The sequence below is a fragment of the Escherichia sp. TW09308 genome (genome assembly GCF_000208565.1).
GTDB classification, from domain to species: Bacteria; Pseudomonadota; Gammaproteobacteria; order Enterobacterales; family Enterobacteriaceae; genus Escherichia; species Escherichia marmotae.
The window spans coordinates 2099052-2115564 of sequence record NZ_AEME01000001.1 but is presented as its reverse complement, the minus strand read 5'-3'; the positions used below and the strand labels follow the sequence as shown (position 1 = coordinate 2115564).

Genomic DNA, 16513 nt, shown 5'->3' with positions numbered 1-16513 from the left:
CGGTCGTGAAGCAATATTAAATGCTCTTTTTAAGAGAATAAATTATGTGAGAAGTTTAATTTTTATAAAAAGGGTTGATTAATAATAAGAGTGCCAACAAGAAAGCGAAACCGCATCTGACAATCAGAATGCGGCTTCGTAATTGCGGGTTACTTACCAATACAGAAGCTGGAGAAAATCCGTCCCAGCAGATCGTCAGAAGTAAATTCTCCTGTGATTTCGCTTAAGTTCTGCTGCGCCAGACGCAGTTCTTCCGCCAGTAATTCACCCGCCCATGCGCCCAGCAGTTGCGCTTTACCCTGCTGCAGATGCTCCGCCGCTTGCTCCAGCGCCTGTAAGTGACGGCGACGCGCCAGGAAACCACCTTCCATATTGGTATCAAAGCCCATGCTCTGTTTGAGATGGTTACGCAGAACGTCCACACCTTCGCCAGTGCGTGCTGAGAGGCGAATCAATGCATGGCCGTTAACTTCACTCATCCCCAGCGTTTCGCCAGTAATATCGGCTTTATTGCGCACCACGGTGATCGGCAGTTTGGCAGGCAGACGGGCAATAAATTCCGGCCAGATTTCTGCCGGATCTACAGCGTCTGTCGTGGTGCCATCGACCATAAACAGCACGCGGTCGGCCTGTTCAATTTCCTGCCATGCGCGCTCGATACCAATGCGTTCGACTTCGTCGCTGGCTTCGCGTAACCCGGCGGTATCGATGATATGCAGCGGCATCCCATCAATGTGGATATGCTCACGCAGTACGTCACGCGTGGTTCCGGCGATATCGGTAACGATAGCGGCTTCACGGCCCGCCAGCGCGTTTAGCAGGCTCGATTTACCGGCGTTAGGACGCCCGGCAATCACCACTTTCATGCCTTCACGCAGCAGGCTGCCCTGACGTGCTTCGGCGCGTACCGCGTCGAGATCGGCAATCACGTCATTAAGCTGGGCTTCAATTTTGCCGTCGGAGAGGAAATCGATCTCTTCATCGGGGAAATCAATCGCCGCTTCGACGTAAATGCGCAAGTGGGTGAGGGCTTCTACCAGATGATTAACTCGTGCAGAGAATGCGCCTTGCAGTGAGTTAAGCGCCGAGCGAGCCGCCTGTTCGGAGCTGGCGTCGATAAGATCCGCAATCGCTTCGGCCTGGGCTAAATCAAGTTTATCGTTGAGAAATGCGCGCTCTGAAAACTCACCTGGGCGGGCAATCCGCAGGCCTGGAATGGTCAGGATACGTTTTAACAGCAGGTCGAGGATCACCGGACCGCCATGACCTTGCAGCTCCAGCACATCTTCGCCGGTGAACGAGTTCGGGCCGGGGAACCATAGCGCGATGCCCTGATCCAGCACGCTGCCGTCGGCGTCTTTAAACGGAAGATAATCGGCGTAGCGCGGTTTGGGTAACTTACCCAGCACGGTTTCGGCAACCTCGCGCGCTTTGAGGCCGGAGATGCGCAGGATACCCACACCGCCACGTCCTGGAGGCGTGGCCTGGGCTACGATAGTGTCATTATCGCTCATGATGTTCCTGTTGCTTTGTTTGGCGGATGCGCTGTGCTTATCCGCCCTACGAAAAGAAAAAAGGCGGTCAACTGACCGCCCTTATTTTAGCGAAAACTCACCGAATCAGGATTTTTTCTTCTCGCGGCTATGCAGGCCACGTTTTTCCAGACCACGGTAAATCAACTGCTGCTGGATAATGGTTACCAGGTTGCTGACGATATAGTACAGCACCAGACCTGACGGGAACCACAGGAAGAACACGGTGAAGATGACCGGCATAAAGGTCATGATCTTCTGCTGCATCGGGTCGGTCACGGTGGTCGGTGACATCTTCTGAATGAAGAACATCGTTACGCCCATCAGGATCGGCAGGATGTAGTATGGGTCCTGTGCAGACAGGTCATGGATCCACAGTGCAAACGGTGCCTGACGCAGTTCAACGGAACCCATCAGCATGTAGTACAACGCCAGGAAGATTGGCATCTGGATCAGCAGCGGGAAGCAGCCGCCCAGCGGGTTAACCTTCTCAGCTTTGTACAGCGCCATCATTTCCTGGCTGATACGCTGTTTGTCATCGCCCAGACGCTCACGCATGGCCTGAATCTTAGGCTGCAGCATACGCATCTTCGCCATGGAGGTGTACTGCGCTTTGGTCAGCGGGTACATGATGCCACGAACGATAAAGGTGATGATGATAATGGAGAAGCCCCAGTTACCCACAAAGCTATGGATCCATTTCAGCAATTTGAATAGCGGCTGAGAGATGAACCACAACCAACCGTAATCAACGGTCAGATCCAGATGCGGAGCAACTGCCGCCATTTTGTCCTGGATTTCCGGGCCAACCCACAGGGTGCTGTTCATCGCGCCAGTCTGACCAGGCTGAACCAGTACCGGCTGAGACTTATAGCCGATAGCGGCGATGCCGTTACCCAGATTAGCGGTATAGAAGTTGTTGGTGCCGTCGTTATGCGGGATCCATGCCGTCGCGAAATACTGTTGCAGCATCGCGACCCAACCACCTTTCGAAGAGATGTTCAGGTTTTCGTTGTCGGCAATAGTATCGAACTTGTATTTCTCGTATTTTTCGTCAGGCGTGGAGTACGCCGCGCCACGGAAAGTGTGCAGTGCGAAGTTGCTGCTTCCGGTGTCGAGATGCGGTGGCAGAGTGATGGATTGCTTCAACTGACCAAAGGTGGAGATCTCCAGCGGTTTTTCGCCAGCGTTCTGCACGTTGTAGTTGACGTTGACAGCGTAATCACCACGTTTCAGGACAAACGTTTTAGTAAACGTGTTGCCTGCTGCGTCGGTATACGTCATCGGCACCTGCAGTTCGTTTTGACCTTCGGCCAGCACATAAGCGTCTTTTTCGACGTTATACAGTGGACGCGGGCCGTTAGCCGGATTATCCGGGCCATCACGACCGGTCAGACCGCTCTGTGCCTGATAAATAAACTGCGGTGAGGTTTCCAGCAACTGGAACGGCTGGGTAGAGTTCAGCTCTTTCGGGTAAGCCGGCAGCAGAGCCTGCTCAACATCACCACCACGGGTGTTGATGGTCAGATCAAGCACGTCGGTTTTTACCGAAATCAGTTTCCCCTGGCCACTGGCCGGTACGCCCTGGTCGGCGGCGCTACCCGCTGCGGTGGTCGTTGTCTGCGTGGTCTGTTGAGCCTGAGGTTGCGGGTTTTTATCCTGCTCCCAGGCTTGCCAGATCATGAAAGACACGAACAGCAAAGCGATGACTAAAAGATTGCGTTGCGAATCCATCGTTAGTGTTCTCTGGTATCAAATGGTCCGGGCGGGACGGGATCGTCACCACCAGGGTGTAAAGGGTGGCATTTTAATACGCGTTTCACCGTCAACCAACTGCCTTTTATCACTCCAAACCTGCGCAATGCCTCAATTCCGTAGCTTGAACAAGTTGGAGTGAAACGACAATGCGGCCCGAGTAGCGGACTAATCAGGCGTTGGTAGACCCGAATGAGGGCTATCAGGACCCGCGAGCCAGGCGACAGTGGCGGCGCCATAATTTTTCCAACGCTTCCGAGAGAGCACGGTTATCGAGGTCGGCAACCCCTTTTTTCGCCACCACCACGAAATCCATAGCCGGGAGTTCATGTTGGCGTAGACGGAAGCTTTCACGCGTCAGACGTTTAATCCGATTGCGTTCATGCGCTCGTCGAACGTTTTTCTTGGCGACTGTAAGACCGATACGGGGATGCCCCAGCGAATTCAGGCGGCCGAGGATGGTGATTTGCGGCGTGCCAGCCCGTTGTGGCTGCTGGAAGACGAATGTGAATTGACTGGGAGTTAACAAGCGTAACTCCCTGGGAAATGCGAGCTTAACCACTCAGGGGTTAGCTTTATTACTTAGAAACGGTCAGACGAGCACGGCCTTTAGCACGACGACGTGCCAGTACCTGACGACCATTTTTAGTAGCCATACGAGCACGGAAGCCGTGAGAACGGTTGCGCTTCAGTACAGACGGTTGAAAAGTGCGTTTCATGGCGATTTCTACCTAAACTTGAATAAATTCAATGGCTTTATTGGATATCCGCCCGAAAACCGAACGATGGACACCGAAGCCATGGGTGATTAAAGAGGCCGGATTGTAATAATTGTACACTCCGGAGTCAATTCTCTTTCCTTATTTACCGCGCTTTTCCGCACCTTTTCACAGGGAAAAAGTACAACTATATACCGGTGAAAACCAGCATTACGCGCCGGGTGGAGGATTATACGGGCTACCGGATAAAGCGCAAGGATCGTCCAGGATCTTTATTAGATCGATTAAGCCTAATTTTGTCTATGGTCATTAAATTTTCCAATATGCGGCTTAAATCGTGCCCGCCTGGTGTCTGGATCGTTTACACTTAGCGGGTTCTGGATCATCCTGTGGATAAATCGGGAAAATCTGTGAGAAACAGAAGATCTCTTGCGCAGTTTAGGCTATGATCCGCGGTCCCGATCGTTTTGCAGGATCTTGATCGGGCATATAACCGCAGACAGCGGTTCGTGCGTCACCCTTATGCAGGGTCTTTTCGACGTGCGTCAACAATCATGAATGTTTCAGCCTTAGTCATAATCGACTTTTGTTCGAGTGGAGTCCGCCGTGTCACTTTCGCTTTGGCAGCAATGTCTTGCCCGATTGCAGGATGAGTTACCAGCCACAGAATTCAGTATGTGGATACGCCCATTGCAGGCGGAACTGAGCGATAACACGCTGGCCTTGTACGCGCCAAACCGTTTTGTCCTCGATTGGGTACGGGACAAGTACCTCAATAATATCAATGGACTGCTAACCAGTTTCTGCGGAGCGGATGCCCCACAGTTGCGTTTTGAAGTGGGCACAAAGCCTGTGACACAAACGCTGAAAGTCCCTGCCAGCAATACAGTTGCACCGGCTCAGGCTGCTCAGGTGCAACCGCAACGTGCTGCGCCTTCTACGCGCTCAGGTTGGGATAACGTTCCGGCTCCGGCAGAACCGACCTATCGTTCCAACGTTAACGTTAAACATACATTTGATAACTTCGTCGAAGGTAAATCTAACCAACTGGCGCGCGCGGCGGCTCGTCAGGTGGCAGACAACCCTGGCGGTGCCTATAACCCGCTGTTCCTTTATGGCGGCACGGGGCTGGGTAAAACTCACCTGCTACATGCGGTGGGCAATGGCATTATGGCGCGCAAGCCGAATGCCAAAGTGGTTTATATGCACTCCGAACGCTTTGTTCAGGACATGGTAAAAGCCCTGCAAAACAACGCGATCGAAGAGTTTAAACGCTACTACCGTTCTGTTGACGCGCTGCTGATCGACGATATTCAGTTTTTTGCTAATAAAGAACGATCCCAGGAAGAGTTTTTCCACACCTTTAACGCCTTGCTGGAAGGTAATCAACAGATCATTCTTACTTCGGATCGTTATCCGAAAGAGATCAACGGCGTTGAGGATCGTTTGAAATCCCGCTTCGGCTGGGGGTTGACTGTGGCGATCGAACCGCCAGAGCTGGAAACCCGTGTGGCGATCCTGATGAAAAAGGCAGACGAAAATGACATTCGTCTGCCGGGTGAAGTGGCATTCTTTATCGCCAAGCGTCTACGCTCTAATGTGCGTGAGCTGGAAGGGGCGCTGAACCGTGTTATTGCTAACGCCAACTTTACCGGACGGGCGATCACCATTGACTTCGTGCGCGAAGCGTTGCGCGATTTGCTGGCATTGCAGGAAAAACTGGTCACCATCGACAATATTCAGAAGACGGTGGCGGAGTACTACAAGATCAAAGTCGCAGATCTCCTTTCCAAGCGTCGATCTCGCTCGGTGGCACGTCCGCGCCAGATGGCGATGGCGTTGGCGAAAGAGCTGACTAACCACAGTCTGCCGGAGATCGGTGATGCGTTTGGCGGTCGTGACCATACAACGGTGCTTCATGCCTGCCGTAAGATCGAGCAGTTGCGTGAAGAGAGCCATGATATCAAAGAAGATTTTTCAAATTTAATCAGAACATTGTCATCGTAAACCTATGAAATTTACCGTAGAACGTGAGCATTTATTAAAACCGCTACAACAGGTGAGCGGTCCGTTAGGTGGTCGTCCTACGCTACCGATTCTCGGTAATCTGCTGTTACAGGTTGCTGACGGTACGTTGTCGCTGACCGGTACTGATCTCGAGATGGAAATGGTGGCTCGTGTTGCGCTGATTCAGCCGCACGAACCAGGGGCGACGACCGTTCCGGCGCGCAAATTCTTTGATATCTGCCGTGGTCTGCCTGAAGGCGCGGAAATTGCTGTGCAACTGGAAGGTGAGCGGATGCTGGTGCGCTCCGGGCGCAGCCGTTTTTCGCTTTCTACTCTGCCAGCGGCGGATTTCCCGAATCTTGATGACTGGCAGAGCGAAGTTGAATTTACCCTGCCGCAGGCAACGATGAAACGTCTGATTGAAGCGACCCAGTTTTCGATGGCGCATCAGGACGTTCGCTATTACTTAAATGGTATGCTGTTCGAAACCGAAGGTGAAGAACTGCGCACCGTGGCGACTGACGGCCACCGCCTGGCGGTCTGTTCAATGCCAATTGGTCAGTCTTTGCCGAGCCATTCGGTGATCGTGCCGCGTAAAGGCGTGATTGAACTGATGCGTATGCTCGACGGCGGCGACAATCCGCTGCGCGTGCAGATTGGCAGCAACAACATTCGCGCCCACGTAGGTGACTTTATTTTTACCTCCAAACTGGTGGATGGTCGATTCCCGGATTACCGTCGCGTTCTGCCGAAGAACCCGGACAAACATCTGGAAGCAGGCTGCGATCTGCTCAAGCAGGCGTTTGCTCGTGCGGCAATTCTCTCTAACGAGAAATTCCGTGGCGTGCGTCTGTATGTCAGTGAAAATCAACTGAAGATCACCGCCAACAACCCGGAACAGGAAGAAGCGGAAGAGATCCTCGACGTCACCTACAGCGGCGCGGAGATGGAAATCGGCTTTAACGTCAGCTATGTGCTGGATGTTCTGAACGCGCTGAAATGTGAAAACGTGCGCATGATGCTGACCGATTCAGTTTCCAGCGTGCAGATTGAAGATGCGGCCAGCCAGAGTGCGGCTTATGTTGTCATGCCAATGAGACTGTAATGTCCCTCACCCGCTTGTTGATCCGCGATTTCCGCAATATCGAAACCGCGGATCTCGCTTTATCTCCCGGCTTTAACTTTCTGGTGGGTGCCAACGGCAGTGGCAAAACCAGCGTGCTGGAAGCTATCTATACGCTCGGCCACGGCCGGGCGTTTCGCAGTTTGCAGATTGGTCGCGTCATTCGCCACGAGCAGGAGGCGTTTGTTCTTCACGGGCGTTTACAGGGCGCAGAGCGCGAGACGGCGATTGGCTTAACCAAAGACAAACAGGGCGACAGTAAAGTCCGTATTGACGGTACTGACGGGCATAAAGTTGCGGAACTGGCGCACCTGATGCCGATGCAGTTGATAACGCCTGAGGGGTTTACTTTACTCAACGGTGGCCCCAAATACAGAAGAGCATTCCTCGACTGGGGATGCTTTCACAACGAACCCGGATTTTTCACCGCCTGGAGCAATCTCAAGCGATTGCTCAAGCAGCGTAATGCGGCGCTGAGGCAGGTGTCACGTTACGAACAGCTCCGCCCGTGGGATAAAGAACTGATCCCGCTGGCGGAGCAAATCAGCGCCTGGCGCGCCCAGTACAGCGCTGGTATCGCCGCCGATATGGCCGATACCTGTAAGCAATTTCTCCCTGAGTTTTCTCTGACTTTCTCTTTCCAGCGCGGCTGGGAGAAAGAGACAGAGTACGCTGAGGTGCTGGAACGTAATTTTGAACGCGATCGCCAGCTAACCTACACCGCGCACGGCCCGCATAAAGCGGACTTACGCATTCGCGCTGACGGTGCGCCGGTGGAAGATACCTTATCGCGTGGGCAGCTTAAGCTGCTGATGTGCGCCTTACGTCTGGCGCAAGGAGAGTTCCTCACCCGTGAAAGCGGGCGGCGGTGTCTCTACCTGATAGATGATTTTGCCTCTGAGCTTGATGATGAGCGTCGCGGGCTGCTTGCCAGCCGCTTAAAAGCGACGCAATCACAGGTCTTTGTCAGCGCGATCAGTGCTGAACACGTTATAGACATGTCGGACGAAAATTCGAAGATGTTTACCGTGGAAAAGGGTAAAATAACGGATTAACCCAAGTATAAATGAGCGAGAAACGTTGATGTCGAATTCTTATGACTCCTCCAGTATCAAAGTCCTGAAAGGGCTGGATGCGGTGCGTAAGCGCCCTGGTATGTATATCGGCGACACGGATGACGGCACCGGTCTGCACCACATGGTATTCGAGGTGGTAGATAACGCTATCGACGAAGCGCTCGCGGGTCACTGTAAAGAAATTATCGTCACTATTCATGCTGATAATTCCGTCTCTGTACAGGATGACGGGCGTGGCATTCCGACCGGTATTCACCCGGAAGAGGGTGTATCGGCGGCAGAAGTGATCATGACCGTGCTGCACGCAGGCGGTAAATTTGACGATAACTCCTATAAAGTGTCCGGCGGTCTGCACGGCGTTGGTGTTTCGGTAGTAAACGCCCTGTCGCAAAAACTGGAGCTGGTTATCCAGCGTGAAGGTAAAATTCACCGTCAGATCTACGTGCACGGTGTACCGCAGGCACCGCTGGCGGTTACCGGCGATACCGATAAAACCGGCACTATGGTACGTTTCTGGCCGAGCCTCGAAACCTTCACCAATGTAACCGAGTTTGAATATGAAATTCTGGCGAAACGCCTGCGAGAGTTGTCCTTCCTTAACTCCGGCGTTTCCATTCGCCTGAAAGACAAACGTGACGGCAAAGAAGACCACTTCCACTATGAAGGCGGTATCAAGGCGTTCGTTGAGTATCTGAACAAGAATAAAACGCCGATCCACCCGAACATCTTCTACTTCTCCACCGAAAAAGACGGTATCGGCGTTGAAGTGGCATTGCAGTGGAACGATGGCTTCCAGGAAAACATCTACTGCTTTACCAACAACATTCCGCAGCGTGATGGCGGTACTCACCTGGCGGGCTTCCGTGCGGCGATGACCCGTACTCTGAACGCCTACATGGACAAAGAAGGTTACAGCAAAAAAGCCAAAGTCAGCGCCACCGGCGACGATGCGCGTGAAGGCCTGATTGCGGTTGTGTCCGTGAAAGTACCAGATCCGAAATTCTCCTCCCAGACTAAAGACAAACTGGTTTCTTCTGAGGTGAAATCGGCGGTAGAACAGCAGATGAACGAACTGCTGGCAGAATACCTGCTGGAAAACCCAACCGATGCGAAAATCGTGGTTGGTAAAATTATCGATGCTGCCCGCGCCCGTGAAGCGGCACGTCGTGCGCGTGAAATGACGCGTCGTAAAGGTGCACTGGACTTAGCCGGCCTGCCGGGCAAACTGGCGGACTGCCAGGAACGCGATCCGGCGCTTTCTGAACTGTACCTTGTGGAAGGGGACTCCGCGGGCGGCTCTGCGAAGCAGGGGCGTAACCGCAAAAACCAGGCGATTCTGCCGTTGAAGGGTAAAATCCTCAACGTCGAGAAAGCCCGTTTCGATAAGATGCTGGCTTCCCAGGAAGTGGCAACGCTCATCACCGCGCTTGGCTGCGGTATCGGTCGTGACGAGTACAACCCGGACAAACTGCGTTATCACAGCATTATCATCATGACCGATGCGGACGTCGACGGCTCGCACATTCGTACGTTGCTGTTGACCTTCTTCTATCGTCAGATGCCGGAAATCATTGAACGCGGTCACGTCTACATTGCCCAGCCGCCGCTGTACAAAGTGAAGAAAGGCAAGCAGGAACAGTACATTAAAGACGATGAGGCGATGGATCAGTACCAAATCTCCATCGCGCTGGATGGTGCTTCTTTGCATACCAACGCCAGTGCACCAGCTTTAGCTGGCGAAGCGTTAGAAAAGCTGGTGTCTGAGTACAATGCGGCGCAGAAAATGATCGTTCGTATGGAACGTCGTTATCCGAAGGCGATGCTGAAAGAGCTTATCTATCAGCCGACGCTGACGGAAGCGGATCTCTCTGACGAGCAGGTTGTTACCCGTTGGGTGAATGCGCTGGTGACAGAACTGAACGATAAAGAGCAGCATGGCAGCCAGTGGAAGTTTGATGTCCACACCAATGCCGAGAAAAACCTGTTCGAGCCGATTGTTCGCGTGCGTACTCACGGTGTGGATACTGACTATCCGCTGGATCACGAGTTCATCACCGGTGGCGAATATCGTCGTATCTGCACGCTGGGCGAGAAACTGCGTGGCTTGCTGGAAGAAGATGCGTTTATCGAACGTGGTGAGCGTCGTCAGCCGGTAGCCAGCTTCGAGCAGGCGCTGGACTGGCTGGTGAAAGAGTCCCGTCGTGGCCTCTCCATCCAGCGTTATAAAGGTCTGGGCGAAATGAACCCGGAGCAGTTGTGGGAAACCACTATGGATCCGGAAAGCCGTCGTATGCTGCGCGTTACCGTTAAAGATGCGATTGCTGCCGACCAGTTGTTCACAACTCTGATGGGTGATGCCGTTGAACCGCGTCGTGCGTTTATCGAAGAGAACGCTCTGAAAGCGGCGAATATCGATATTTAATGGCATTAGCAATGCGAGCGTGCCTGATGCGCTACGCTTATCAGGCCTACAATACTCATGCAATATATTGAATTTTCATGATTTTGCAGGCCGGATAAGGCGGTTACGCCGCATCCGGCAAGAAGCTATAAGAAAAGGGCGGAGATGATCTCCGCCCTTTTTACTCCTGTAATCCGCAACTATCATCCCGCAGAACTATACTTTCTGAGTCAACACGTAACGCTTTACAGGTGATTATCATGGGACTTTTCGATGAAGTTGTCGGTGCCTTTCTGAAAGGCGATGCGGGGAAATATCAGGCCATTCTGAGCTGGGTTGAAGAGCAGGGAGGCATCCAGGTGCTGCTGGAGAAACTGCAAAGTGGCGGCTTAGGTGCCATTCTCTCAACCTGGTTGAGTAATCAACAGGGCAATCAACCGGTTAGCGGCGAACAACTGGAATCGGCACTGGGTACGAATGCAGTAGCCGATCTCGGGCAAAAACTCGGCGTAGATACCAGTGCTGCTTCCAACATGCTGGCGGAACAATTGCCGAAGATTATTGATGCGCTATCTCCGCAGGGCGAAGTTTCACCGCAAGCCAATAACGATCTGCTTTCCGCAGGCATGGAGTTGCTGAAAGGGAAACTCTTCCGCTAAGCAAAAGGGGAGCACGCAAGGCGCGTTGCATCCCCCTTTTCCCTCGGGTGTTGTACTGATTTTTGAGCGGAATCGCGTTAGCATGGGTCAGGAATCAATCTACCTGGGGAACTCATGGCTATCAAACTCATTGCTATCGATATGGATGGCACCCTTCTGCTGCCCGATCACACCATTTCACCCGCCGTTAAAAATGCGATTGCCGCAGCTCGCGCCCGCGGGGTGAATGTCGTGCTGACGACAGGTCGCCCTTATGCAGGCGTTTACAACTACCTGAAAGAGCTGCATATGGAACAGCCAGGCGACTACTGCATTACTTACAACGGCGCGCTGGTACAGAAGGCTGCTGATGGCAGCACCGTGGTGCAAACAGCATTGAGCTATGACGACTATCGTTTCCTGGAAAAACTCTCTCGCGAAGTCGGTTCCCATTTCCACGCGCTGGACCGCACCACGCTGTACACCGCTAACCGTGATATCAGCTATTACACGGTACATGAGTCGTTTGTGGCGACCATTCCGCTGGTATTCTGCGAAGCGGAAAAAATGGACCCCAATATACAGCTCCTGAAAGTGATGATGATTGATGAACCCGCCATCCTCGACCAGGCCATCGCGCGTATTCCGCAGGAAGTGAAAGAGAAATATACCGTACTGAAAAGCGCGCCGTACTTCCTCGAAATCCTCGACAAACGCGTCAATAAAGGTACCGGTGTGAAATCGCTGGCGGATGTGCTGGGCATTAAACCGGAAGAAATTATGGCGATTGGCGATCAGGAAAACGACATCGCAATGATTGAATATGCAGGCGTCGGTGTGGCGATGGATAACGCTATTCCTTCGGTGAAAGAAGTGGCGAACTTTGTCACCAAATCCAACCTGGAAGATGGCGTGGCGTTTGCTATTGAAAAGTATGTGCTGAATTAATCAGTGGGCGGGCAAACTGCATAAACGCGTTTGCCCGCAGCGATTAACAATTTCTGGTCGTGCATAAAATCAGGAACTGGAGTGGTGATGTTACTATATCCAGCGTAAGAGTGACTGGCAGCAACGCGTTAGCGAGGCCGCGCGGGACGCCATCTGTTGTTTTGTACTTATAAAATCCCACTGTAAAGGGTTGATGGAAAACCATCACGTTTGAGTAATCCGCTTTTTTATTTTTCTGGTGGATAGAGCCTTTCAGGCCGTCCAGCATCCATGTACAACGCTGGGTATCACACACAAAGCCATATTGTGTCGCCAGTGCTTTATCTTCCTCATTATCCCAGTCGTAATAGAGCGTTATGGCACCAGAAAAATTCGTATCACCGCTGCTTAAAATAAATTTCGCGTTATCGGAAACGGTGATTCTTTCGCCATGAATTACCGGGTCGTTCAGCATTTTAACCACCTCACCACCACCCGTGGTTAACAGGTAGTCCAGCGACTCGCCAACAAAAACATAGCCTTTCGTACCGTTACTATCCTTTGCCAGCGATAAACCCTTAATCGAGTCTGACCGCCATTGCTCGGCATGTGGAGGGCTTGCGGTATTGAACAGCAGTCCTGCGGTTAGACATCCTGTCAACGCAAATGCCAAAAAACACAAACCGGCAGCCTTAAAAAATCCTTTAAAATTCAACTTCATGATTAATCCTTTAAACAAGAGTGCTAAGCCGTTGAAAGCATACTCTTATTTCCCCCCTGTTTAGCGCCCGACATCCCTTTTCAGATTTCTGCCCGGCGCATGTCATTTTTTTATGCATTGTTCTTTTTGTGATCTAAATTGTAGTACAACAATATAAATTTGTACTACATTACACGTACAGTAAACGCGAATATCATCATGCTGGTACTACAAAGTTGCCGCGTTATGCATCGATCGGGGTAAAGTAGAGAAGAACATACAGAGCACAAGGACTCTCCATGACTCTCAATAAAACCGATCGCATCGTTATTACGCTGGGTAAACAGATCGTTCACGGCAAATACGTGCCAGGCTCGCCGCTTCCGGCCGAGGCGGAACTCTGTGAGGAGTTTGCAACCTCGCGCAACATCATCCGTGAAGTGTTCCGTTCGCTGATGGCGAAGCGCCTGATTGAAATGAAACGTTATCGCGGGGCGTTTGTGGCAGCGCGTAACCAGTGGAATTACCTCGACACTGACGTACTGCAATGGGTGCTGGAAAACGACTACGACCCACGGCTTATCAGTGCAATGAGCGAAGTACGAAATCTGGTGGAACCAGCGATTGCCCGCTGGGCGGCGGAGCGCGCGACCTCCAGCGATCTGGCGCAGATTGAATCGGCGCTGAACGAGATGATTGCCAACAATCAGGATCGCGAGGCGTTTAACGAAGCTGATATTCGCTACCACGAGGCGGTACTTCAGTCGGTACATAACCCGGTGTTACAGCAACTTAGCATCGCGATTAGTTCGCTGCAGCGGGCAGTTTTTGAACGAACCTGGATGGGCGATGAGGCCAACATGCCGCAAACGCTTCAGGAACATAAGGCGCTGTTCGATGCGATACGGCATCAGGACGGCGATGCGGCAGAGCAGGCGGCGCTTACCATGATCGCCAGCTCGACACGAAGATTAAAGGAAATCACATGACAGCTCGCTACATCGCAATTGACTGGGGATCGACCAATCTGCGCGCCTGGCTTTATCAGAGCGACAACTGCCTGGACAGCAGGCAATCAGAAGCAGGCGTCACGCGCCTGAACGGAAAATCTCCGGCTGCGGTGTTAGCAGAAGTGATAGCAGGCTGGCGTGAAGAGAATACGCCAGTGGTGATGGCAGGAATGGTCGGCAGCAATGTTGGCTGGAAAGTCGCTCCTTATTTATCCGTTCCTGCCTGTTTCTCATCTATTGGTGAACAGTTAACGTCTGTTGGCGACAATATCTGGATTATTCCCGGATTATGCGTCTCTCATGATGATAACCACAATGTGATGCGCGGCGAAGAAACACAATTGCTTGGCGCGCGTGCTCTTGCTCCTTCCTCTCTTTATGTTATGCCCGGTACGCATTGCAAATGGGTGCAAGCCGATAGCCAGAAAATCAACGATTTTCGCACCGTGATGACCGGTGAATTGCACCATTTACTGCTAAATCAGTCATTGATTGGGGCTGGTTTGCCGCCGCAGGAAAACTCTGCCGATGCCTTCGCGGCCGGTCTTGAACGCGGCCTTAATGCTCCAGCCGTATTGCCGCAACTTTTTGAAGTTCGCGCCTCGCATGTGCTGGGAACGCTTCCCCGCGAACAGGTCAGCGAATTTCTCTCTGGTTTGTTGATTGGTGCTGAGGTCGGCAGTATGCGCGACGACGTGGCTCATCAACAGGCTATCACCCTTGTCGCCGGAACATCGCTGACCGTGCGTTACCAACAAGCCTTTCAGGCTATGGGTTGCGACGTAACGGCGGTGGCGGGCGACACGGCATTTCTGGCTGGTATAAGGAGCATTGCTCATGCAGTGGCAAACTAAACTCCCGCTGATCGCCATTTTGCGCGGCATTACGCCTGACGAGGCGCTGGCGCATGTTGGCGCGGTGATTGACGCCGGGTTCGACGCGGTTGAAATCCCGCTGAATTCTCCCCAATGGGAGCAAAGCATTCCCGCAGTCGTTGAAGCATACGGCGACAAAGCGTTGATTGGCGCAGGTACGGTACTGAAACCTGAGCAGGTTGATACGCTCGCCAGGATGGGCTGCCAGCTCATCGTTACGCCCAATATCCATAGTGAGGTCATTCGTCGTGCGGTGGGTTACGGCATGACCGTTTGCCCCGGTTGTGCGACGGCGACCGAAGCCTTTAGCGCGCTCGAAGCAGGCGCGCAGGCACTGAAAATATTTCCGTCATCGGCTTTTGGCCCGCAATACATCAAAGCATTAAAAGCGGTATTACCGCAGGACATCGCGGTCTTTGCCGTTGGCGGCGTGACGCCAGAAAACCTGGCGCAGTGGATAGACGCTGGTTGTGCTGGAGCGGGCTTAGGTAGCGATCTCTATCGCGCCGGACAGTCCGTGGAACGTACCGCGCAGCAGGCTGCAGCATTTGTTAAGGCGTATCGAGAGGCAGTGCAATGAAAATTACCAAAATTACCACGTATCGTTTACCTCCCCGCTGGATGTTCCTGAAAATTGAAACCGATGAAGGCGTGGTCGGTTGGGGCGAACCGGTGATCGAGGGCCGCGCCCGCACGGTGGAAGCGGCAGTTCACGAGCTGGGTGACTATCTGATTGGTCAGGATCCATCGCGCATCAACGACTTATGGCAAGTGATGTATCGCGCCGGTTTTTATCGTGGCGGCCCCATTCTGATGAGCGCCATCGCCGGGATCGACCAGGCGTTATGGGATATCAAAGGCAAAGTGCTGAATGCGCCCGTCTGGCAACTAATGGGTGGCCTGGTCCGCGACAAAATCAAAGCCTACAGTTGGGTCGGCGGCGATCGTCCGGCGGATGTTATCGACGGCATTAAAACCCTGCGTGAAATCGGCTTCGATACTTTCAAACTGAACGGTTGTGAAGAACTGGGTCTGATTGATAACTCCCGCGCGGTAGATGCGGCGGTCAACACCGTGGCACAAATTCGTGAAGCCTTTGGTAATCAGATTGAGTTTGGCCTTGATTTTCACGGTCGCGTCAGCGCGCCGATGGCGAAAGTGCTGATTAAAGAACTGGAACCGTATCGCCCGCTATTTATTGAAGAGCCGGTGCTGGCGGAACAAGCCGAATACTACCCCAAACTGGCGGCGCAAACTCACATTCCTCTGGCAGCGGGGGAGCGCATGTTCTCGCGCTTCGATTTTAAACGCGTGCTGGAGGCGGGGGGAATTTCGATCCTGCAACCGGATCTCTCCCACGCGGGCGGTATTACCGAATGCTACAAAATTGCCGGAATGGCGGAAGCCTATGACGTGACTCTTGCGCCGCACTGTCCGCTCGGCCCCATTGCACTGGCTGCTTGCCTGCATATCGACTTTGTCTCCTATAACGCCGTACTTCAGGAACAAAGTATGGGCATTCATTACAACAAAGGCGCGGAGTTACTCGACTTTGTGAAAAACAAAGAGGACTTCAGCATGGTCGGCGGCTTCTTTAAACCGCTAACGAAACCGGGCTTAGGCGTGGAAATCGACGAAGCCAAAGTCATTGAGTTCAGTAAAAATGCCCCGGACTGGCGTAATCCGCTCTGGCGTCATGAAGATAACAGCGTAGCAGAGTGGTAATTCCTGCCACGTAAGCCCCTCATCG

17 protein-coding genes are annotated in these 16513 nt (G+C 52.7%); 10 read left to right on the top strand and 7 right to left on the bottom strand.

Translation table 11 applies throughout. From position 1 onward, the window contains the following. Positions 1-149 precede the first annotated feature (149 nt). The 6 genes from mnmE to ESM_RS1000000129645 all read right to left on the bottom strand — a co-directional run bounded on the left by mnmE (position 150) and on the right by ESM_RS1000000129645 (position 4316). Entirely contained in the window at positions 150-1514 is a 1365-nt protein-coding gene (gene mnmE, locus ESM_RS0110160) for a tRNA uridine-5-carboxymethylaminomethyl(34) synthesis GTPase MnmE (protein ID WP_001282361.1), read from the bottom strand. A 105-nt stretch (positions 1515-1619) separates the two neighbouring features. Next, complete coding sequence (gene yidC, locus ESM_RS0110155) at positions 1620-3266, bottom strand: membrane protein insertase YidC (RefSeq protein WP_000378258.1); 1647 nt, start codon at positions 3264-3266, stop codon at positions 1620-1622. Between the two features lie 2 nt (positions 3267-3268). Continuing rightward, entirely contained in the window at positions 3269-3526 is a 258-nt protein-coding gene (yidD, locus tag ESM_RS01000000124585) for a membrane protein insertion efficiency factor YidD (RefSeq protein WP_001307474.1), read from the bottom strand. Further along, entirely contained in the window at positions 3490-3849 is a 360-nt protein-coding gene (rnpA, locus tag ESM_RS0110150; RefSeq protein WP_000239730.1) for a ribonuclease P protein component, read from the bottom strand. The genes yidD and rnpA overlap by 37 nt, the downstream gene beginning before the upstream one ends. A gap of 16 nt (positions 3850-3865) precedes the next feature. Next, a complete protein-coding gene (rpmH, locus tag ESM_RS0110145) occupies positions 3866-4006 on the bottom strand; it encodes a 50S ribosomal protein L34 (protein ID WP_000831330.1) in 141 nt (46 codons plus the stop codon). Positions 4007-4244: 238 nt separating this feature from the next. Then, positions 4245-4316 (bottom strand): hypothetical protein, encoded by a 72-nt coding sequence (locus ESM_RS1000000129645; protein ID WP_122983130.1) that lies wholly within the window; start codon positions 4314-4316, stop codon positions 4245-4247. 296 nt (positions 4317-4612) lie between these two features. Here ESM_RS1000000129645 and dnaA point away from each other — a divergent pair, with 296 nt between their 5' ends. From dnaA to yidA, 6 genes are all read left to right on the top strand, one after another. After that, positions 4613-6013, top strand: a complete 1401-nt coding sequence (gene dnaA, locus ESM_RS0110140; RefSeq protein WP_000059100.1) for a chromosomal replication initiator protein DnaA — start codon at positions 4613-4615, stop codon at positions 6011-6013. Positions 6014-6017: 4 nt separating this feature from the next. Beyond that, the gene (gene dnaN / locus ESM_RS0110135; protein WP_000673456.1) at positions 6018-7118 is read left to right on the top strand and encodes a DNA polymerase III subunit beta; all 1101 of its coding nucleotides are present in this window, start codon (positions 6018-6020) and stop codon (positions 7116-7118) included. Then, positions 7118-8191 carry a DNA replication/repair protein RecF gene (gene recF, locus ESM_RS0110130; RefSeq protein ID WP_000060099.1) on the top strand — a complete coding sequence of 358 codons (1074 nt, stop codon included), beginning with the start codon at positions 7118-7120 and terminating at the stop codon, positions 8189-8191. Before dnaN ends, recF begins: the two co-directional genes overlap by 1 nt. Positions 8192-8219: 28 nt before the next feature. After that, positions 8220-10634: a DNA topoisomerase (ATP-hydrolyzing) subunit B gene (gene gyrB, locus ESM_RS0110125; RefSeq protein WP_000072079.1), complete on the top strand. Its 2415-nt coding sequence runs from the start codon at positions 8220-8222 to the stop codon at positions 10632-10634. Positions 10635-10873: 239 nt separating this feature from the next. Next, a complete protein-coding gene (locus tag ESM_RS0110120) occupies positions 10874-11272 on the top strand; it encodes a YidB family protein (RefSeq protein ID WP_000522197.1) in 399 nt (132 codons plus the stop codon). 114 nt (positions 11273-11386) lie between these two features. Further along, positions 11387-12199, top strand: a complete 813-nt coding sequence (yidA, locus tag ESM_RS0110115) for a sugar-phosphatase (RefSeq protein ID WP_000985563.1) — start codon at positions 11387-11389, stop codon at positions 12197-12199. A gap of 43 nt (positions 12200-12242) precedes the next feature. On the opposite strand, the gene ESM_RS0110110 is transcribed toward yidA, so the two are convergent. Then, positions 12243-12899 carry a hypothetical protein gene (locus tag ESM_RS0110110; RefSeq protein WP_010377884.1) on the bottom strand — a complete coding sequence of 219 codons (657 nt, stop codon included), beginning with the start codon at positions 12897-12899 and terminating at the stop codon, positions 12243-12245. A gap of 278 nt (positions 12900-13177) precedes the next feature. Between ESM_RS0110110 and dgoR the strand changes: the two genes are divergently transcribed. From dgoR to dgoD, 4 genes are read left to right on the top strand one after another with little or no spacing between them, the layout of a single operon-like run. After that, positions 13178-13867, top strand: a complete 690-nt coding sequence (gene dgoR / locus ESM_RS0110105; protein ID WP_000174297.1) for a D-galactonate utilization transcriptional regulator DgoR — start codon at positions 13178-13180, stop codon at positions 13865-13867. Beyond that, on the top strand, positions 13864-14742 hold the full coding sequence (locus tag ESM_RS0110100) for a 2-dehydro-3-deoxygalactonokinase (RefSeq protein ID WP_000127140.1): 879 nt from the start codon (positions 13864-13866) through the stop codon (positions 14740-14742). The genes dgoR and ESM_RS0110100 overlap by 4 nt, the downstream gene beginning before the upstream one ends. Continuing rightward, positions 14726-15343 carry a 2-dehydro-3-deoxy-6-phosphogalactonate aldolase gene (gene dgoA / locus ESM_RS0110095; protein ID WP_001198729.1) on the top strand — a complete coding sequence of 206 codons (618 nt, stop codon included), beginning with the start codon at positions 14726-14728 and terminating at the stop codon, positions 15341-15343. Before ESM_RS0110100 ends, dgoA begins: the two co-directional genes overlap by 17 nt. Next, a complete protein-coding gene (dgoD, locus tag ESM_RS0110090) occupies positions 15340-16488 on the top strand; it encodes a galactonate dehydratase (protein ID WP_000705001.1) in 1149 nt (382 codons plus the stop codon). The genes dgoA and dgoD overlap by 4 nt, the downstream gene beginning before the upstream one ends. The last annotated feature ends 25 nt before the right edge of the window (positions 16489-16513 follow it).